Annotated in this window: 7 protein-coding genes; all 7 read left to right on the forward strand. The window is 46.9% G+C overall.

The genetic code is table 11. From position 1 onward, the window contains the following. The first annotated feature begins 70 nt into the window (after positions 1–70). The 7 genes from QT998_RS03435 (at position 71) to QT998_RS03465 (ending at position 21,690) form a co-directional block, all read left to right on the forward strand. Positions 71–4,759 carry an amino acid adenylation domain-containing protein gene (locus QT998_RS03435; protein ID WP_333114109.1) on the forward strand — a complete coding sequence of 1,563 codons (4,689 nt, stop codon included), beginning with the start codon at positions 71–73 and terminating at the stop codon, positions 4,757–4,759. A 1-nt stretch (position 4,760) separates the two neighbouring features. Continuing rightward, complete coding sequence (locus QT998_RS03440) at positions 4,761–8,033, forward strand: non-ribosomal peptide synthetase (protein ID WP_333114111.1); 3,273 nt, start codon at positions 4,761–4,763, stop codon at positions 8,031–8,033. A gap of 96 nt (positions 8,034–8,129) precedes the next feature. Next, a complete protein-coding gene (panP, locus tag QT998_RS03445) occupies positions 8,130–9,818 on the forward strand; it encodes a pyridoxal-dependent aspartate 1-decarboxylase PanP (RefSeq protein ID WP_333114114.1) in 1,689 nt (562 codons plus the stop codon). Beyond that, positions 9,805–11,355 (forward strand): condensation domain-containing protein, encoded by a 1,551-nt coding sequence (locus QT998_RS03450; protein WP_333114118.1) that lies wholly within the window; start codon positions 9,805–9,807, stop codon positions 11,353–11,355. Before panP ends, QT998_RS03450 begins: the two co-directional genes overlap by 14 nt. 291 nt (positions 11,356–11,646) lie before the next feature. Next, a complete protein-coding gene (locus QT998_RS03455) occupies positions 11,647–12,696 on the forward strand; it encodes a TauD/TfdA family dioxygenase (RefSeq protein ID WP_333114120.1) in 1,050 nt (349 codons plus the stop codon). Positions 12,697–12,718: 22 nt separating this feature from the next. After that, positions 12,719–15,958: a non-ribosomal peptide synthetase gene (locus tag QT998_RS03460; RefSeq protein ID WP_333114121.1), complete on the forward strand. Its 3,240-nt coding sequence runs from the start codon at positions 12,719–12,721 to the stop codon at positions 15,956–15,958. Further along, positions 15,955–21,690: a non-ribosomal peptide synthetase gene (locus QT998_RS03465; RefSeq protein WP_333114123.1), complete on the forward strand. Its 5,736-nt coding sequence runs from the start codon at positions 15,955–15,957 to the stop codon at positions 21,688–21,690. Before QT998_RS03460 ends, QT998_RS03465 begins: the two co-directional genes overlap by 4 nt. Positions 21,691–21,749: the final 59 nt, after the last annotated feature.

The following is a 21,749-nucleotide window of genomic DNA, read 5'->3' on the forward strand; positions in this document are numbered from 1 at the left end:
GATATTACCTCATAACCAATCCCCAAATATCGGCGGCAATTCCAATTACCAATTACCAGTTACTAATCCAATGACGGTGCATTTTTCCGAAAAAAATCCAACAGATACTCGCGACTCGGCGAATGCTTCCGAAGAAGAAGTATTTGCATTTCCCACCTCTTTTGCCCAGCAAAGACTGTGGTTTATTGACCAATTTGAACCGGGAAACCCTTTTTACAACCTTCCGGCGGCTGTGTTACTAAAAGGCAGGCTAAATGTAGTAGTGCTAGAACGAAGTTTCCAGGAAATTGTGCGCCGTCACGAAGCTTTGCGGACGACATTTGCCACTGTAGACGGTCAACCCGTGCAGGTGGTTGGTGAGAATTTTAATTTCGGGCTGCAAGTTTTAGACCTGCAACAATTGGCGGAAACTCAGCGAGAAGAAAAAGTAAAACAACTGGCTGCCGAAGAAGCTAGCAAACCTTTTGATTTAACCAAAGGGCCGCTGTTGCGAGCTAGTTTGCTACAGTTAGATGCTGAAGAATATGTCTTGCTGCTGACGCTACACCACATTATTTTTGATGGCTGGTCAATCGGAGTCTTTCTGCAAGAATTAGCAGCACTTTACGAAGCGTTTTCGATTGGCAAACCATCCCCACTTCCCGAACTTTTGATCCAGTACGCCGATTTTGCTATTTGGCAGCGGGAATGGCTTGCGGGCGATCGCCTGCAAACTCAACTTAACTACTGGAAAAAGCAGCTTAATGGCGTTCCCCCCTTGCTGGAATTGCCAGCCGATCGCCCCCGTCCCCCGGTGCAAACCTATCGGGGCGCGAAAGAATCATTTCTCATCCCGAAAACGCTAAGGTCAGCCCTCAAAAAGCTCAGCCGCCAGGAAAATGCCACCCTGTTTATGACCCTGCTAGCAGCCTTTAAAACGTTGCTCTATCGCTATACAGGACAGGCAGATATCCCCGTTGGCTCTCCCATCGCCAACCGCAACAGAGCGGAAATTCAAGGGCTAATCGGGTTTTTTGTCAATACTTTGGTATTGCGAACTGATTTGTCAGGTGCTCCCACTTTTCGGCAGTTGCTCGATCGCATTCGGGAGGTGAGTTTAGAAGCTTACGCTCACCAGGATTTGCCGTTTGAGAAACTGGTTGAAGAGTTGCAACCCGATCGCAATTTGAGCTACAATCCACTGTTCCAAGTTGCTTTTGTTTTGCAAACTGCACCTGTTGCTGCGGAATCAATAGCCGGACTCAATCTCACTCTTTTAGATGTTGACAATCAGACAGCAAAAGTTGACTTAACGCTGTATTTAGAAGAAAAACAGGAAGAAATTTACGGTCAGTTTGAATACAGTACCGATTTATTTGATGCAGCCACAATCAATCGGATGGCGGGGCATTTTCTCAGGTTGCTGGAGGGCATAGCTGCCAACCCAGATCGGCGGATTGAAGAGTTGCCGTTGCTGGGGGAAAAAGAGCGGCATCAGTTGTTGATAGAGTGGAATGACACCCGCGTCGATTATTCGAGCGATCGCTGCATTCATCAATTATTTGAAGCGCAGGTCGAGCGAACTCCCGATGCCATTGCCGTCGTATTTGAAGACCAAAAAGTCACCTACCGCGAGCTGAATAAACGAGCCAACCAAGTCGCGCATTACCTGCAACAAATCGGCGTTAAACCAGAAGTTTTGGTAGGGATTTGTGTCGAGCGAGCGATCGATACAATTGTCGGCATTCTCGGCATTCTCAAAGCCGGGGGCGCTTACGTCCCGCTCGATCCAGCCAACCCGCGCGATCGCCTTGCTTTTATACTCGAAGACGCACAGGTAAATGTGCTGCTGAGTGAGAAAAATTTGTTGCCAAATCTGCCTAAATTCAGCGCCAAAATCGTTTGTCTCGATGCCGATCAAAGTGCTTTATCCCAACACAGCAAAGAAAATCCCGCCAGCGCCACCATTGCCGAAAATCTCGCCTATATTATCTACACTTCTGGCTCAACTGGCATCCCCAAAGGCGTTTTAGTTTCTCACTCAAACGTCCTCCGCCTGTTTGCTGCTACCCAGTCGTGGTACAACTTCAACGAGCAAGATGTGTGGACGCTGTTTCACTCTTATGCCTTTGATTTCTCAGTCTGGGAAATTGGGGGCGCTTTGCTATACGGCGGGCGACTCGCGATCGTGCCTTATTCAGTCAGCCGATCGCCCCAAGAATTTTACAACTTGCTATGCAAAGAAAAGGTAACAGTTCTCAACCAAACTCCTTCTGCATTTTACCAGTTGATCGAGACAGATAAATCTGTTGGAATTGGCGAAGATTTAAGCCTGCGCTTAGTAATTTTTGGCGGGGAAGCTTTAGATTTGCAAAGCTTAAAACCTTGGTTCGATCGGCACGGCGATCGGCACCCCCAACTGGTCAATATGTATGGCATTACAGAAACAACTGTCCATGTCACCTATCGGCCGCTGACTGCCGCTGATTTAAGTAAAAATGCCAGCCTTATTGGCCGTCCAATTCCTGACTTGCAAGTTTACCTGCTCGATCGCAATTATCAACCTGTTCCCATCGGCATTCCTGGGGAAATTTACGTTGGTGGCGCTGGCGTCGCGCGGGGCTATCTCAATCAGCCAGAATTAACGGGCGATCGGTTTATTTCAAACCCCTTTAATGACAGTTTGAAAGCGCGGTTGTACAAATCGGGAGACTTAGCTCGCTATCTGCCAAATGGCGATATTGAATACTTGGGACGAATTGACCACCAAGTAAAAGTGCGCGGTTTCCGCATCGAATTGGGAGAAATTGAAGCAGCCCTAGGACAGCATCCCGATGTCGCCCATGCTGTAGTTATAGTGCGAGAAGATTTACCGGGCGATAAGCGCTTGGTAGCTTATATCATTGCTAACTCAGCAGCACAAAATAAGCATTCAATACTGATTCACGAACTGCGCTGCTTTCTGAAAGAAAAATTGCCGGAATACATGGTGCCTGCTGCTTTCGTGACGCTGGAGACGCTGCCTTTAACAAACAACGGCAAAGTCGATCGCAAGGCACTACCTGCACCGGATCGCGATCGGCCAGAACTCGAAGAGGCATTCGCCGCGCCCACCACGGCTATTGAGAAAATCCTGGCAGAAATTTGGGCGCAAGTATTGGGGTTAGAACAAGTTGGAATTGACGACAATTTCTTTGAATTGGGCGGCGATTCTATACTCAGCATTCAAGTCATTTCTAAAGCCAATCAAGCTGGGTTGCGACTCACACCAAAACAACTGTTTCAACACCAAACCATTGCACAGTTAGCAGCCGTTGCCGATACAGACAAATTAAACTTAACCGAACAAGAATTAATCATTGGCGAAGTTCCGCTGACACCGATTCAGCACTGGTTTTTCGAGCAAAATCTCTCCGATCCGCACCACTGGAATCAGGCGGTGCTTTTAGAGTTGCAGCAACCTCTCGAACCTGCATTAATTGAGTCAGTTTTGCAGGAATTGCTGAAGCACCACGACGCGCTGCGCCTGCGTTTTGCGCGAGGAGAATCTGGCTGGCAGCAGGAGATCGCCAATCCCGACGAGGTTGCGACCTTTACCTGCATTGATTTGTCTTCGCTACCTCCAGAGGAGCGAGAAGCCGCTTTCCAAAATGCTGCCACTCAGTTGCAAATTAGTTTGAATTTGTCCGAGGGGCCATTACTTCGCGCTGCCCTATTTGACTTGGGCAAACATCAGCCAAATCGCTTGTTATTGGTTATTCATCACTTAGCGGTTGATGCTGTTTCCTGGCGAATTTTAATTGAGGATTTCCAGACAGCTTACGGGCAGATTAGCCGCGACGAAACAGTGGCGCTACCGCCCAAAACAACCTCCTTTAAGCAGTGGGCAGAACGCTTGCATGAGTGGGCGCGATCGCCCGAATTGCAGGGAGAGTTCGATTACTGGTTCGCCCTTTCTCATCAACCAACTTCTAGCTTGCCAATAGATTTCCCCACAGCAGCCAATTTAGTTGCATCTGAAAAAACAGTATCCGTTGCTTTGAGTGTTGAAGAAACAAAACTGCTCCTGCAAGAAGTACCTGCCGCTTACCGCACTCAAATTAACGATGTATTGCTAACTGCTTTAGGTCAAGCATTTGAACGCTGGACTGGCAATAACTCACTTTTACTTGACTTAGAAGGTCACGGGCGCGAAGATATATTTGAAGCAGTAGATTTGTCGCGCACGATCGGCTGGTTTACCGCTGTTTTTCCCGTTCTGTTAAATTTAGAAAAACCTTCCGATCTAGGGGCGACCCTCAAATCAGTGAAAGAGCAATTACGCGCCGTGCCTAATCGCGGTGTTGGCTGCGGTGTCCTACGATATTTAAACCCAAAAATTGCTAAAAATTTGCACAAACTGCCGCAATCTGAGGTAAGCTTTAATTATCTCGGACAGTTTGACCAAGTGCTGCCAAAAGCTTCTTTATTAATGCTGTCTTCCGAGCCGAGTGGCCCCCTTCGCAGCCCGCGCGGAAATCGGCGTTATCTGCTGGAAATTAACGGATTTATTGCCAGCGGCAAGCTGCAATTAGATTGGACCTACAGCGAAAGTATTCACCGACGAGAAAGCATTGAAAATTTAGCAACGGGCTTTATAGAATCGCTGCGATCGCTAATTCAATACTGTCAGTCCCCCGACGCTGGTGGCTGCACTTTTTCTGACTTTGCAGAGTTTAAGTGGAGCCAGTGGAGCCAGGACGATTTAGATAACATTACCGCAATTTTGGGAGAGCTGTAATATGACCAAAGGCAATATCGAAGATTTTTATCCCCTCTCCCCAGCGCAGCAGGGCATTCTCTTTCATTCCCTTTACCAGCCAGAATCGGGCGTATATTTCGGGCAACTGCTGTGCGTTTTGCGCGGCGATCTCAATGTTTCTGCGTTGAGAAATAGTTGGCAAAAAGTTGTAGAGCGACATCCCATTTTGCGGACTTGTTTCCTGTGGGAAAAGTTGAAAGAACCCGTGCAAGCGGTGCGTAAGCAGGCTGCATTATCTTGGCAGCAGATGGACTGGCGATCGCTCTCGGCATCCGCACAACAACAGCAGCTAGAAACATTCCTCAAAGCCGATCGCGAGCAGGGCTTTGACTTGACATCAGCTCCCTTAATTCGCATTGCACTGGCGCAGTTAGAAGCAGATACTTTTCAGTTTATTTTGAGCCACCACCACTTAGTTTTAGATGGGTGGTCGCTGGCGATCGTGCTTGAGGAAGTTTTTGCATTTTATCAAGCCTTCTCCCAGGGCGAGGAATTGCACCTCAAACGCCCTCGTCCTTATCGGGATTACATCGCGTGGCTGCACCAGCAAGATTTATCTGCGGCTGAGTCATTTTGGCGGCAAACTCTCAAAGGTTTTGCAGCTCCAACTGCGATCGCCCGGGGCAATATTGTCGCGGGAAACCGTTTAGAAAGTAGTGGCGAACAGCAGGTGATATTTTCTGCAACAGCCACCGCCGCACTGCAATCCTTAGCGCGGCAGCATCAGCTAACATTAAATACCCTCGTACAGGCAGCTTGGGCGCTACTTTTGAGCCGATACAGCGGCGAGGAAGATGTGGTTTTTGGTACGGTGGTCTCCGGGCGACCGCCAGATTTAATGGGTGCTGAATCGGTAGTGGGACTGTTCGTAAATCCTCTGCCAGTTCGCGTAAAAATTGACCCACAGGATTTTATTTTATCCTGCTTGAAACAACTCCAAGCGCAACAAGTTGAGGCGCGGCAGTATGAGTTCACCCCCCTCGTTGAGGTGCAGGGGTGGAGCGAAGTTCCTCGGAGTTTACCTCTATTTGAGAGTTTGGTCGTTTTTGAAAATTATCCTTCGGATGCTTCTTTGCAGGAGAAGATTCACAACTTAAAAGTAGAGAATATTCGCTCCTTGGAAACAACGAATTATCCTCTAACCGTGATGGCGATGCCCGGTGCCGAATTGACGCTGAAAATTATTTTCGATCGCAGCCACTTTGACGACAGCGCTATCGCACGGATGCTCGGACACCTGCAAACTTTACTAGAGGAAATGACTGCCAATCCTGAGCGAAAACTGTCAGAATTGCCCCTATTGAGCGCCGCCGAACGCCAGCAATTACTTGTCCAGTGGAACGACACCCAAGCGGATTACCCCAAAAATTCCTCAATTCACGAATTATTTGCAGCGCAAACAGAGCGAACCCCAGATGCAGTGGCTGCAATTTGCGAAAATGAACAATTGACTTACCGCGAATTGAATGCCAAAGCCAATCAAATCGCGCATTACCTGCAATCTCTAGGCGTAAAACCCGAAGTTTTGGTGGGAATTTGCTTAGAGCGATCGCTGGAAATGCTGGTGGCGATTTTGGGCATTTTAAAAGTCGGTGCCGCTTACGTTCCTATCGATCCTGCCTATCCCCAAGAACGCCGATCCTTCATGCTGGCAGACGCAAAAGTTCCGGTGCTTTTGACTCAAAAAAACCTCCTAGAAACCCTCCCCGAACACAGCGCTAAAGTCGTCTGTATCGACGCCGAATGGCAGGAAATTTCCCGCGAGAGCGATCGCAACCCCGCTGTTAAAGTGGAAGCAGATCGCCTCGCTTACGTCCTCTACACTTCTGGCTCCACAGGCACTCCCAAAGGCGTACTCGGCACCCACCGAGGCACAGTCAATCGCTGTTTTTGGAACCCCTACCCTTTGATCGAAGCAGATATTTGCTGTCAAAAAACGTCCTTAAATTTTGTCGATTCGGTTTGGGAAATCTTTGCTCCTTTGCTGCATGGGTTGCCAACTGTCATTATTCGCGATCGAGCCGTCAAAGATATTAACCAATTCCTTCAAACCTTATCAAAGCAAAATGTAACGCGACTGGTGCTGGTTCCTTCTTTGTTGCGCGCTATCTTAGATTCCTTCCCTGATTTAGACAGGCGTTTGCCTCAATTAAAATATTGGATTTGCAGCGGAGAAACTCTGCCGGTGGAACTTTGCCAGCAATTTCGAGAGCAGATGCCCCAGCGGGTATTAATCAATCTTTATGGCTCTTCGGAAGTAGCTGCGGACGTGACGTGGTACGATGCAACTCACTGTTCCGAAAAAGTTCCAATCGGTCGCCCGATCGCCAACACGCAAATTTACCTGCTCGATCGCAATTTGCAACCCGTTCCCATAGGAATTCCCGGCGAGATTTACGTCGGCGGCGATGGATTGGCAAAAGGCTACTTAAACCGCCCCGAATTAACCTCGGAGAAATTCATTTCTAACCCATTTGGGCAAGAAAAATTAGATTTTCTCGGTAATTCTCATCAAAAAGTTTTGTTCAAAACAGGCGATATCGGTTGTTACCTGCCGGATGGTAATATAGAATTTCTGGGCCGTGGCGATTGCCAAGTAAAAATTCGCGGTTTCCGCATCGAACTAGGAGAAATCGAGGCAGCACTTTCTCAACATTCTTCTGTGTCCACCGCTGCTGTTTTGCTTCAGGAAAATACACCGGGCAGTCAACGCTTAGTCGCTTACCTAGTTCCTAACTCAGAGTTCAGAAATCAGCACCCAGAACTTATTTCCGAACTGCGTTCATTTTTGATGCACAAACTGCCCGATTACATGGTGCCTTCCGCTTTTGTGCTATTAGATGCGCTGCCATTAACGCCCAACGGAAAAATTGACCGCCTCGCCTTATCTCAAAGGTGCGATTACGTTTCTGATGAAACAGCCTTCACTGAGCCACAAACGCCCACAGAGAAAGAAATTGCTGAGATTTGGACTGCTCTTTTAGGGCTAGACAAAGTAGGAACGAACCAAAACTTTTTTGACCTCGGCGGCCACTCTCTGATGGCAACACGGTTAATATCGCGAGTGCGATCGTGCTTTGGGGTAGAGTTAGCGATGTGCGATTTTTTTGCCGCTCCCACCATTCAGAATTTAGCTGAACTAATCGAGGAAGAAATTCTGGCAAAGGCCGATGCTAACCAGATAGATAAATTGCTCGATTTTTTAGAAAAGAGTGAGGGAGAGTCAGCACAAACTGTGATGCTGACTGAGTAAATGTCTGGTGGCAAAAAAACACAAAAAGCTCTTTTTCCTTAAGGCTTCGGTGGGGAAGAGGAGATAAAAAAAGGCAATTTAACAGGAGTAATTTGGATGATTCAACAAACAGTAAAACCCCAAAATTCTCAAGATATAATGGAGCAATTAAAAGCCTCTGTTACCCCACTTGAAGAAAAGTTAATGGAGCTATTCAGTGCCTCAGAAAAGTCATTTTTGGCAGAAGAAGCAATGGAGGAGCGAATTTCTGCCCTAGTTCAAGACTTTTTGTACGCAAAAACCGCTAGTACAGATATTGACTTAGAGTTAATTATTCAGCAGTTTAAGGAAAACAAAATTCCCGCCCTTCCTACAGATGTTGGGAATTATATCGATGATTTGACCCAAACCCTTGTTGCTCATTCCATCCACACCTCTTCCCCCCGATATATCGGTCACATGACGAGCGCACTTCCCTATTTTGTGCGCCCGATCGCGAAGCTGTTAACCGCGATGAATCAAAATTTAGTCAAGATGGAAACTGCCAAAGTTTTAAGCCCCTGCGAGCGCCAGACTTTGGCAATGATGCACCGATTAATTTACGATTTTTCTGAGGATTTTTATAACCAGCACATTCAAAAAAGTGACAGCACGCTCGGTATCATGACAACGGGTGGCACCCTAGCTAATATCACCGCTTTGTGGTGCGCTCGCAACGCTTCTTTAGGCCCAAAAAATGACTTTGGTGGCATTGAAAAAGAAGGCTTGTACGCAGCTTTAGAGTTTTACGGCTACAAAGGAATGGTGATAATCGGCTCCAATTTGATGCACTATTCTTTTGAAAAGGCTGCCGGTTTATTAGGCATTGGCGATCGCAATCTCCTAAAAATCCCCACCGATTCCAATCACCGCATGGATTTGGCAGCGCTGCGCCAAACTGTGGCCGAATGTCGCGATCGCAATCTGCACATTCTGGCAATTATCGGTGTTGCAGGCAGCACCGATTCGGGAAGTATCGATCCGCTTCCAGAAATAGCCGCGATCGCGCAAAAAGCAAACGCTCACTTTCACGTCGATGCCGCGTGGGGCGGCCCCGTGCTTTTTTCCGAACGTCACCGGCACAAATTGGCAGGCATTGAACTAGCAGATTCCGTCACCATAGATGGACACAAACAAATGTATTTGCCAATGGGAATCGGCATGGTTTTATTCCGCAATCCCCAAACCGCCAAAGTTATTGAAAAAAACGCGCCCTACACGGTGCGAAAAGACTCGATCGATCTAGGCAAGCGCTCTCTCGAAGGCTCTCGATCGGGTGCGAGTTTGTTCTTGCAAGCCGCCTTGAATATCATCGGCCATCAAGGCTATGAGTTTTTGATAGATTCAGGCATTCATAAAACGCAGCACTTGGCTAATTTACTTCGCGAAAATCCAGCATTTGAATTGCTGCTAGAACCAGAAATTAATATTCTTTTATACCGCTACATTCCAGAAACATTCAGGGAACAAGCAGCCAAAAAACAACTAGCCGAAGCAGACAACCACTTCATTAATCAATTTAACGAGCGCCTCCAGGAGGCCCAGCGGCAAGCCGGTCACACCTTCGTCTCGCGAACAACCTTGCAAAACACCTGTTATGGCAAAACCATTCCCATTGTTGCTTTTCGAGTCGTCCTTGCCAACCCCCTCACCACTGAAGCAGATATCAATTTTGTTTTAAACGACCAGCTAAAAATAGCAGCAAAGCTTTCCTTAACTATCACAAACAGCGATTACTGCGAGGAAGTGAATTATGATGTCTACTAATCGTTCAGAACGACTAAAAAACCTCTCGCCCCAGAAGCGATCGCTCCTCCTCAAAGCATTAAGCAAAGAGGCAGTACAGGCTGAGCAATCTCAGCGCATTCCCAGGCGATCGCAGCAAAATTCGGCTCCCCTTTCTTTTGCCCAGCAACGGCTGTGGTTTCTCGATCGATTGTCTCCCGAAAACCCTGCCTACAACCTTCCTGCTGCTGTGCGGTTGCAAGGGCAATTGAATTTGTCAGCACTGCAACAAACACTCAATGAAATTGTCCGGCGTCACGAAGTTTTACGGACTGCTTTTGCAGAAGTGGACGGGGAACCTGTTCAACTAATTTCTCCTTCCTTGAATTTTGCTTTGTCGGTGGTAAACTTGCGACATTTACCAGAAACTGAGCAGCAAGCTGAAATTGAGCAGCGTACTCTTGAAGAAGCCCAACGCCCCTTTGACTTAACGCGAGATCCCTTACTGCGTGGCACTTTGCTGCAACTTGGTTCGGCAGAATATGTGTTGCTGCTGACGATACACCACATTATTTCTGATGGTTGGTCTATGGGGGTATTGGTGCGAGAAGTGGCCGCACTTTATGAAGCTTTTTCCAATGACAAACCCTCTGGGCTGCCGGAACTTCCCGTACAGTATGCCGACTTCGCCAGTTGGCAGCGGCAGCATTTCCAAGGAGAGAAATTAGAAAAACAGCTCGCTTATTGGAAACAGCAATTGGCAGGCGGTTTAGCTGTACTTTCAACGGATAAGCAGCGCTCTCCCGTGCAAACTTTCCGAGGATCGCAGCAATCTTTTGTGATTTCTGCTTCTTTAAATGAAAGGCTGAAAACCCTCGCCCAGCAACAAGATGTCACCCTATTCATGACGTTGTTGGCAGCATTTCAATCCTTGCTATCCTGCCACATAAAGCAGGATAACCTCGCGATTGGCTCTCCCATTGCCAATCGTAACCGCCTTGAATTAGAGGAAGTAATTGGATTTTTTGTCAATACTTTAGTGCTGCGAGTTGATACCGCAGGTAATCCAACTTTCCGCGAACTACTCCGTCGAACACGGGAGGTAGCGTTAGCAGCTTACGCTCACCCGGATGTTCCTTTTGAAAAGCTTGTGGAGGAATTGCAGCCGGAGCGAAATCTCAGCTATAACCCGCTGTTTCAAGTGTGGTTTGTACTCCAGAATGCGCCCATGCCACCCCTGGAGTTAGCTGGTTTGACCTTGAGCATTCTGGAATTCGATGTTGGTATGTCGAGACACGACTTAAGCCTCACTCTCTGGGAGGTTTCAGAAGGAATTCAAGGCTTATTTGACTACAAAACAGACTTATTTGAGGCTGCGACTATTGCCCGAATCGTAAGAGGTTTTCAAATCCTCCTCAACCAGATAGTCATCCAGCCAGATATCAGAATCGACGACTTGGCAGAAATTCTTGCCGAAGCAGAAAGGCAGCACCAAATCGAGCAGCAAAAACAAATTCAGATTTCGGGAATTCAAAAATTAAAAATGGCTAAACGCAAAGTTATGAAAAGTTTAAAATGATGGCTCATATCAAATCTGTTAGCATCGGAATTATTCCTATCTCTCTTCTCGACATCTGCGTGAATCAGCGTCAATCCCTTGTCATCTGCGGTTAATAAATTCTCTTTTTTTGACCGCAGATACAGGCAGATTAACACAGATTAACGCAGATGAATTAGATGGATTCCGGTTGCACCATCTGTGATTTTTGACTGTTGACTGAATTTTACTATGCCGATGCTACCGGAATTGATCTCCATCTCTCAGGTTTTTTCGGAAAAAAGGGATAAAATCCTCACCCAACCAAAAACTATGGCAAATACAGAAACAAAGAATCTCAATTCCCAAAAGTTAGGATCGGTTAGGCGCAAAGCCGTCAGCCTCTCCTCAGAGGAATTAGTCAAAACCGCCTACCTCCAGCCCGAAAACCTTCTACCTCTAGTTGTTCAGCCAACAGTAGAAAAATTAAATCTCGCAGGTTGGGCACAGAACAATCGCTCATCAATTGAAACGCAGTTATGGAAGCATGGAGGAATACTTTTTCGAGGCTTTGAAGTCGGCGGGGTGAATGGTTTCGAGCAGTTTATTCAAACTCTTGCTGGCGACTTGTTGGAATATTCTTTTCGCTCAACTCCGCGCAGTCAGGTGAGCGGAAATATCTACACTTCCACCGAGTATCCTGCCGAGCAATTCATCCCACTGCACAATGAAATGGCTTATTCTCGAAATTGGCCACTTAAAATCGCTTTTTTCTGCGTCAAGAAAGCCGAACAGGGAGGAGAAACTCCGATCGCTAACAGCCGCAAAGTGTTTGAAAGCCTGGATTCAAATATTAGAGAAAAGTTTGCCCAGAAAAAAGTTATGTATGTGCGAAATTACGGCGGTGGCGTAGATTTACCCTGGCAAAATGTCTTCAATACTGATAGCAAAATTGAGGTAGAAGAGTATTGCCAAAAAGCGGGAATTGAGTTAGAATGGAAAAGTGGCGATTGCTTGAGAACTCGGCAAATATGTCAAGCTGTCGCCCAGCACCCACACACGCAGGAAATGGTGTGGTTTAATCAAGCTCACCTCTTCCACATTTCCAATCTCGAACCCGCCGTTCGCAAAGAGCTTTTAACTTCTTTTAAAGATGAAGATTTACCCCGCAATGCTTATTACGGCGATGGTTCGCCCATTGAAGATTTTATCTTAGACGAAATTCGTCGCTGCTATCAGCAAGAAACGATTGTTTTCCCTTGGGAAGAAGGAGATGTCTTGCTGTTAGATAATATGCTAGCCGCGCACGGACGCACGCCATTTTCTGGTTCGCGTCGGGTTGTTGTCGGTATGGCAGAAGCGTTTAGCTGTCAAGATATTTAGGCTTATTAAAGGAACTTTAGAAATGCAAAACGAAACAATCGAAGGGTTTAGACTTTCTCCACAACAACGACACCTGTGGAGGTTACAGCAAAATAAAAGCCAACAGACTTATCGCGTTCGAGGTTCAATTTTAATTACCGGAAATCTCGATAAAGAGATGCTTAAAAGTGCGCTCCAAAATGTCGTGAATCGGCACGAAATCCTGCGTACTAGCTTTCACTGCTTGCCAGGGATGACACTACCCCTGCAAGCGATCGCCAGCACTGGTGAAGTTCCTATCTCGGAACACAATCTCAGCGGTTTGTCTCCCGAAGAACAAGAAGCTAAAATCGCAGCGCTTTTTGAGCAACTAAACCTGCTTCCTTTTGATTTTGAGCGCGGCCCACTTTGGCATCTCTCTTTAGTAACTTTGGGGGAAAACAAGCACCTATTGCTGGCGAACTTCTCTGCCTTAATTGCAGATAGTGTCACCCTGAAAAATTTTACCCGCGAACTCAGTCTTTCCTACTCAGCTTGTGGGCGCGGGGAAGAGTTCTCTGATGAGTCAATGCAATATGCCGATATTGCTGAGTGGCAAAATGAGTTACTCGAATCAGAAGAAACGGCAATCGGCCAAGAATACTGGCGAAAGCTGAACCTTGAATCTTGGGATTTATTAACGCTTCCTTGGGAAAAGAAGAATACAGAAGCGGAATTTAAGCCGCTAGTAGAAAGGGTGGAAATTCGGGGTGATTTGTTGAACAGCCTGGAAGCGATCGCGCAAAAACACCAAAGCGATATTTCTACATTCCTGCTGACTTGTTGGCAAATTTTAATTTGGCGGCTTACCAGACAGCCAAACCTGATAGTCGGCGTAACTGGAAACGGCAGGAAATATGAAGAATTAGAACACTCTCTGGGGCTGTTGAGTACCTATTTACCGCTACATTGCGACTTGCAAGACGAATTCAGTTTTGCAGAAGTTTGGCGACAAGTTGAGCTAAATCTCAAAGATATTCACACTTGGCAAGAATATTTTACCTGGGAAGAAACTCTAGAATCCGATAAAAGTAACGCTTTTTTGCCCATCTGCTTTGAGTGTGAAACAGAGCCAGAGAAATATGGCGAGTCTGGCGTTTCATTTTTCCTCGATCGGCAAGATGCCTGCCTAGAGCCATTCAAACTTAAACTTTCCTGTCTTTCACGAGGCAATTGCTTAATCACCGATTTTTGCTACGATCCGGCTTTATTTGAAGCTGAAGATATCAAACGCTTGTCAAAACACTTTCAGGCACTATTAGAAAGTGCAGTAAAAAGTCCACAAATTCCCATTAGTCAGTTAAATATACTTAGCGATCGCGATCGGCTGCAACTTCTCATTGACTTTAACCAAACTCAAAAAGATTACCCGAAAAATAAATGCGTTCACCAGCTTTTTGAAGAACAAGCCGATCGCAATCCAGACAGCATTGCCGTCGTCTTTGAAAGTGAACAAATCACCTACCGAGAACTCAACGATCGCGCCAATCAACTCGCCCATCACCTGCAGAACTTGGGAGTTGAACCAGAGTCAATTGTCGGAATTTGCGTCGATCGCTCCTTAGAAACAATCGTAGGAATGCTGGGCGTACTCAAAGCCGGTGGTGCCTATTTACCCATCGATCCAACGACCCCAATAGAGCGCAAAGCGCTAATGCTAAAAGACGCTCAGGTGAAGGTTTTGCTCGTACAACAGCGGCTCATAGAAAGCTTGCCGAAAACTCAAGCAAATATTGTTTGCATCGATACAGACATTCCCACTGTTTCTACCGCTTGCACGCCGCGTGTTTCTGCCGGCAATTTAGCTTACGTCATCTATACTTCCGGTTCCACTGGCATCCCCAAAGGAGTCGCGATCGAACACCGGCAACTGCTCAATTACCTGCACAGCATTCAGGAAAAATTAAACCTACCAGCCAAAGCCAGTTTTGCTACCGTTTCCACCTTCGCCGCCGACTTAGGAAACACAGCGATTTTCCCCGCCCTTTGTTTCGGCGGTTGCCTGCATATTATCTCCCAAGAACGCGCCACCGATCCAGAGGCACTGGGTGAATATTTCTGCCGCCATCCCATCGACTGCCTCAAAATAGTTCCCTCTCATCTAGCCGCCCTTTTAAACTCCTCTCAACCCAAGTCAATTTTGCCTGGAAAACGGCTTATTTTAGGAGGTGAATCTGCCAATTGGAGCTTAATTAAAACACTTCGCAATCTTGCTCCTACTTGCTCATTATTCAATCACTACGGCCCAACAGAAACAACTGTAGGTGTCCTGAGTTATCAAGTCGAGTTTGATAAAATAGGGTGCGATTTTGACACAGTTCCACTCGGTCTTCCGATTGCCAACACTCAGATTTATATCTTGGATTCTTACTTGCAGCCGGTGCCGATAGGCGTACCTGGTGAACTGTACATCGGCGGTGATAATTTGGCGCGCGGATATCTTAACCGCCCTGAATTAACCCCAGAAAAATTTATTCGCAATCCATTTGACACGCAAGCAAAAACACGACTGTACAAAACGGGTGATTTGGCTCGCTATTTGCCAGACGGAAACATCGAATTTATTGGGCGAATTGACAGTCAAGTAAAAATCCGGGGTTTCCGCATTGAATTGGGAGAAATTGAGGCAGCGTTAGGGCAGCATCCAGATATCGTGCAGGCTGTAGTTATGGCGCCAGAAGACGAGATGTCACAAAAGCGCCTCGTGGCTTATTTGATTTCTGAGCAGAAACCAGCACCAAGCAGCAGCGAACTTCGCCGTTTTTTAGCGACAAAATTGCCTGAGTACATGGTGCCTTGGGCTTTTGTAATGCTCAAAAGTTTGCCTTTAACTCCTAATGGAAAGATCGATCGGCGATCGCTGCCAGAACCTGACGAAATGCGGCCGGAGTTGACAGAAAACTTTGTCGCGCCTCGCACAAATATCGAGGAAGTTTTAGCCGCTATCTGGGCTGAAGTTCTCAAACTTGAAAAAGTCGGCATTTACGACAACTTTTTTGAATTAGGAGGGCATTCCCTATTAGCAACTCAAGTAATTTCCAGAGTGCGCCAAGCATTTCAGGTCGAGTTGCCTTTGCACCGTTTATTTGAGTCGGCCACAGTCGCCGATTTTGCAGTAGCGATCGCGCAAAAGCAAGCCGAACAAACAGACAGTGAAATGCTCGCTCAAGTTTTAGCAGACCTCGATCAACTGTCAGAAGCACAAATACAGGAAATTCTCGCCCAACAAGGAGTCAGCAAATGAGTGATTTAATCGAACGCATCGCGGCTCTTTCTCCCCAAAAGCGCGAGTTGCTGTTGCAGCGGCTCAACCATAAAAAAGAAAGCGTTTCGCTAGAAAAAATTCTGCCTCAAAGTCGAGAGTCTAACACTTTTCCTCTGTCGTTTGCTCAACAGCGGTTGTGGTTTTTTGAGCAACTAACTCCCGGCAACTTTACCTATCACATCCTCGCCGGCGTGCGTTTGACGGGAACGCTCGACGCGAAATCCCTCGATCGCAGTCTCAACGAACTTGTCAAGCGTCATGAAGTTTTGCGAACGGCTTTTAAGACAATAGACGGGCAACCCGTTCAGGCGATCGCTTCAAATCTGGAATTGAAAATTTTAGAAATAGATTTGCGATCGCTTCCTGAAACTGAACGATCTCGCGAAGTTGAACGGTTAATCGCCGCAGAAGCAAAGCTTGCTTTCGATTTGTCACAAGCACCCTTATTACGTGCCAAATTGCTGCAATTGAGCGATTCAAACTGGGTGCTGCTATTGAGTACGCACCACATCATTTTCGATGCCTGGTCAATGGGAATATTCATCCCGGAACTCGCCACGTTTTATCAAGCCTTTTGCACTGGCAAACCTTCTCCCCTTCCCGAACTGTCGGTACAGTACGCAGACTTTGCAAGTTGGCAGCGCCAGTGGTTGCAAGGAGAAGTTTTAGAGACGCAGCTTGCTTACTGGAAAAAACAGCTCGGAGGCAATCTTCCTGTACTAAATTTGCCAACAGATCGCCCCCGCTCGGCAGTACAAACCTTCCGAGGTGCAGTGCATAAATTCACCATTCCCAAAGCAATAGCAGAGGAAATAACCCTATTAAGCCAGCGGGAAAAAGCTACTTTATTTATGACCCTACTGGCAGCGTTTAAAACATTGCTCTATCGCTACACCGGGCAAGAAGATATTTTAGTCGGATCCCCCATTGCTAACCGCAACCGACGCGAAATCGAGGAAGTAATTGGCTTATTTGCTAACACCTTAGTTTTCCGCACCAATCTGTCGAGCAACCCAACTTTTAAAGAGTTACTGGGCCGCGTGCGAGAAGTAGCTCTCGGCGCGTATAACCACCAGGATTTGCCCTTCGAGAAACTGGTAGAACTCCTACAGCCCGAACGAGATTTAAGTCATAATCCGCTATTTCAGGTGTTGTTTTCTCTGCGAAATGTTCCGACGTCGCAGATAAAATTGCCAGGAGTGACGTTGAGCAGTTTGGAAATAAAAGGGACAACGGCGAGATTTGATTTAGCGCTTGACCTGGAGGAAGGATTAGAGGGTATTAATGGAACGCTTGAGTATAGCCAAGATTTGTTTGACGCTAGCACTGCACGACGGATAGCCGGACATTTCCTAACCTTACTAGAAAGTATAGCTGCTAATCCCGAACAGCCCATTTCAAATTTGCAAATCTTGACGAAACCAGAACAGCAGCAACTTTTGTTCGAGTGGAACAACACTCAATCGAGTTTTCCGCAAGATAAGTGCATACATGAACTATTTGAAGCGCAGACAGAGCGGACGCCGGATGCGATCGCTGTCGTTTTTGAAAATGAATGTCTGACTTACCGGGATCTGAACAAAAAAGCAAATAACCTCGCAAGTTACTTGCAAAAAATCGGTGTCAACCCAGAAGTTTTCGTGGGAATTTATGTCGAGCGTTCCCTAGAAATGATGGTAGGGCTTCTCGGCATTCTCAAAGCCGGTGGCGCTTATGTTCCCCTCGATCCAGCGTATCCACCAGAGCGCCTGGGATTCATGCTGGAAGACGCGAAAATTTCAGTGTTACTCACTCAGAAAAAGCTATTAGAAACCCTGCCCAAAAATAGCGCCTCCCTCGTGTTTCTGGATGCAGATGGGGAAGGCATATCGAGCTGCGACGAGCCAGTCGTGGGTTTACAAAATTCGTCCAATTTAGCCTATGTGATCTATACTTCAGGCTCAACAGGTAAACCCAAAGGAGTGCAAATTTCCCACGCCTCTGTCGTTAACTTCTTGAGTTCTATGCGCCAACAACTGGCGATCGCAGATCGAGATGTTTGGCTAGCAGTAACATCCTTATCTTTTGACATTGCAGCACTGGAACTGTTCCTGCCTATTACAACAGGTTCTCGCGTTGTTGTAGCCAGCCGAGAAGTGGCATCTAACGGCGAAAAGCTGTTAGAAACATTAACAAATTCTGGCGCGACAGTCATGCAAGCTACTCCAGCCAGTTGGAAAATGCTTTTAGCAGCAGGATGGCAGGGAAACAATCAATTAAAAATACTGTGCGGGGGAGAAGCTTTACCCCGACAACTCGCCAATCAGTTGCTTTGGCGCGGCGCTGCTGTGTGGAATTTATACGGCCCTACAGAAACCACTATCTGGTCTACTCTCTATCAGGTCGATCGCAAAGATGAATCAGTTTCCATCGGTCGCCCGATCGCTAACACTCAAATTTTCATATTAGACCGCTATTTAATGCCGGTTCCCGTTGGCGTATTTGGCGAACTGCACATCGGCGGTGCCGGCTTATCTAGAGGCTACCTAAACCGACCGGAACTGACCGCAGAGAAGTTTATTCCTAACCCCTTTGCAGAGGACGGAATTCATGCTTCATGCTTCATTCATCCTTCATCGTTTATTCTTTCAGAACGCCTCTATAAAACCGGGGACTTGGCTCGCTATCTCCCAGATGGAAACATTGAATTTATGGGGCGCAGCGACCACCAGGTGAAAGTTCGCGGATTTCGCATCGAATTAGGCGAAATTGAAGCGGTACTCAGCCAATACCCAGCCGTGCGAGAAGCGATCGCACTGGTTCGAGAGGACAATCCGGGCGACAAGCGTTTAGTAGCTTATATCGTTGCTAACTCAGAACTCAAAACTCAAGACTCAGAACTTATTAATGATTTGCGCTCTTACCTGAAACAAAAACTGCCGCAGTACATGATGCCGTCAGCGTTTGTGCTGCTGGAAGCAATGCCTTTAACGCCTAACGGAAAAATCGATCGGCGATCGCTAAAAGCACCTGACAAAAACACAGCAGAATTCGAGAGCAATTTTACCTGCCCTCGAACTCCCGACGAGCAATTAATAGCAGAAATTTGGGCGGAAGTTCTCGGTTTAGAGCGCGTTGGAATTCACGATAACTTCTTTGAATTGGGAGGTCATTCATTGCTGGCTACTCAGGCGATCGCCCGCCTGCGAGAAGCGTTTCAAATTGAATTGCCCCTGCGCGTTTTATTTGAATCGCCTACCGTCGCAACTTTCACCGAAAGCCTCTTGCAATATCGCGCCTCGCAAAAACTGAAAGCACCCCCCATCAAGCGTGCGTCAAGGCAGGGAGAATTACCCCTTTCTTTTGCACAACAACGACTGTGGTTTCTCGACCAATTGCAGCCGGGGAATCCTGCCTATAATATCCCAGCAGCCGTGCGCTTGAAGGGGGCGCTCAATGTAGCCGTTCTAGAGCAAACTTTTCAGGAAATTATCAAGCGACACGAAGCATTGCGGACAACTTTTAAATCGGTGGAAGGACGACCCGCTCAGGTTATTATTTCATCTTTTAATTTCACATTGCCGATCGTAAACCTAAGAGAGTTATCGCAAGCTGAACGAGAAGCCGAGGCAATGCGACTCGCCGCTGAAGAAGCGCGACAGCCTTTTGACCTAACAAAATGGCCGTTACTGCGCGTCACATTGTTACATCTTGACGAGACAGAATACCTGCTGTTAGTGACAGTACACCACATCATAGCCGATGGCTGGTCGATGGGGGTACTCGTGCGGGAAGTGGCGGCGCTTTATGAAGCTTTCTGCAGTGGCAAACCTTCTCCCCTACCCGAACTTTCTGTACAGTACGCAGACTATGCTGTTTGGCAAATAAACTGGCTGCAAGGCGAAGTTCTCGAAGCAAAACTCGCTGACTGGAAGCAGCAGTTGGGTCAAATTTTGCCCCCGCTGCAATTGCCAGCAAAACAACCGCGTTCTGCTGTTTCTAGCGATCGAGCTGAGATTCAAGAATTCCAGCTTGATTGGCAAGTTTCACAAGCGCTAAACGCACTCAGTAGGCAACAAAATGTCACTTTGTTTATGACCTTGTTGGCAGCACTTCAAACGCTGCTTTATCGCTACACAAATCAAGAAGATATTGTCGTCGGTACTGACCTGGCAAACCGCACACAAGTTGAGACTGAAGCTTTAATTGGTTTCTTTGTCAATATCCTCGTCTTGCGAACCGATATGCGCGGCAATCCTACATTTCGCCAACTGCTCGATCGCGTGCGCGAAGTGACATTAAAAGCTTACACTCACCAAGATTTGCCCTTCGACAAACTGGTAGAAGAACTGCGGCCCGATCGCACCCTGAGTCAGACACCGCTATTTCAAGTTTTATTCGTCATGCAAAATGCGCCTATGCCGAATTTAGAAATGGCCGGTTTAACTTTAATGCCGGTTGCAATTGATAGCGGTACGGCTAAATTTGATTTGGCGCTATTTGTCTCGGAAACAGAGACAGGAATTGTCGGCAGTTGGAAGTATAATTCCGATCTATTTGACAGAGAAACGATCGCTCAAATGTCAAATCGCTTTGAAACCCTCCTCAGCAGCATTGTGGCGCAGCCTGACAGTCGTTTAAACACTTTAGAAATACTCACAGAAGCCCAGAAGCAGAAACAAGCCATGCAAGAATTAAAGCGTGAAAAAAGCAATTTTAGTAAGTTCAAAAGCGTCAAGCCCAAGCCAGTGGCATTGCCGCAAGGCGAATTGATAACAACCGACTACCTGCACCCCGACGAACTCTTTCCTTTAGTGGTAAAACCCGCAGTAGCCGATGTCGATCTCGCAGACTGGGCGAAAAATAACCGCGAATTTATAGAGGCAAAATTGCTACAGCATGGAGGGATTCTTTTCCGAGGGTTCATCGGCCCTGTGGTTTCCGCATTCGAGCAGTTTGCACTCTCAATTTGTTCGGAATTATTTGGGGAGTACGGGGATTTGCCACGCGAAGGAGTTAGCGGAAAAGTTTACGGTTCAACTCCTTACCCAGCAGATAAAGCTATCTTATTTCACAGCGAGAGTTCGCACCTGCACCGCTGGCCGATGAAAATCTGGTTTTTCTGCGTTCAGCCAGCGCAACAAGGCGGAGAAACGCCCATTGTTGACTGCCGTAAAATTTACCAGTTACTAGACCCGAAACTCAGAGAAAAATTTGCCCAAAAGCAAATTATGTACGTTCGTAACTACACAGACGGACTCGATGTAAGCTGGAAAGATTTTTTCCAAACAGAAGACAAATCCGTAGTTGAGGAATATTGCCGGCAAGCTGGGATGGAATTTGAGTGGAAAGCAGGAAATAATTTGAGAACTCGCAAAATTCGCCCCGCAATTGCCAAGCACCCAAAAACCAAAGAGATGGTATTTTTCAATCAACTTCCCTTGCACCACATTTCCTGCTTAGATGCCGCAACCCGCGCTTCCTTGCTCTCGGTTTTTGGAGAAGAGAACCTCCCCCGCAATGTTTATTACGGTGACGGCACTCTTATTGAAGACTCGGTAATGGCAGAAATTCAGGCAGTGTACGCGCAAGCTGCTGTTAGTTTTCCCTGGCAAGCAGGAGACATCTTAATGCTAGATAATATGCTTGCCGCTCACAGTCGCAATCCATTTATTGGATCGCGAAAAATTGTTGTAGCGATGGGCGAAATGATTCCTGAATCAGGAATTTAATTTCCTCTCATATCATTTCCGGTTACACCGGAATGATGTTGACTGTTGACTGTTGACTG

This window comes from Microcoleus sp. S1D4 (genome assembly GCF_036700765.1).
Classification (GTDB): domain Bacteria; phylum Cyanobacteriota; class Cyanobacteriia; order Cyanobacteriales; family Microcoleaceae; genus Microcoleus.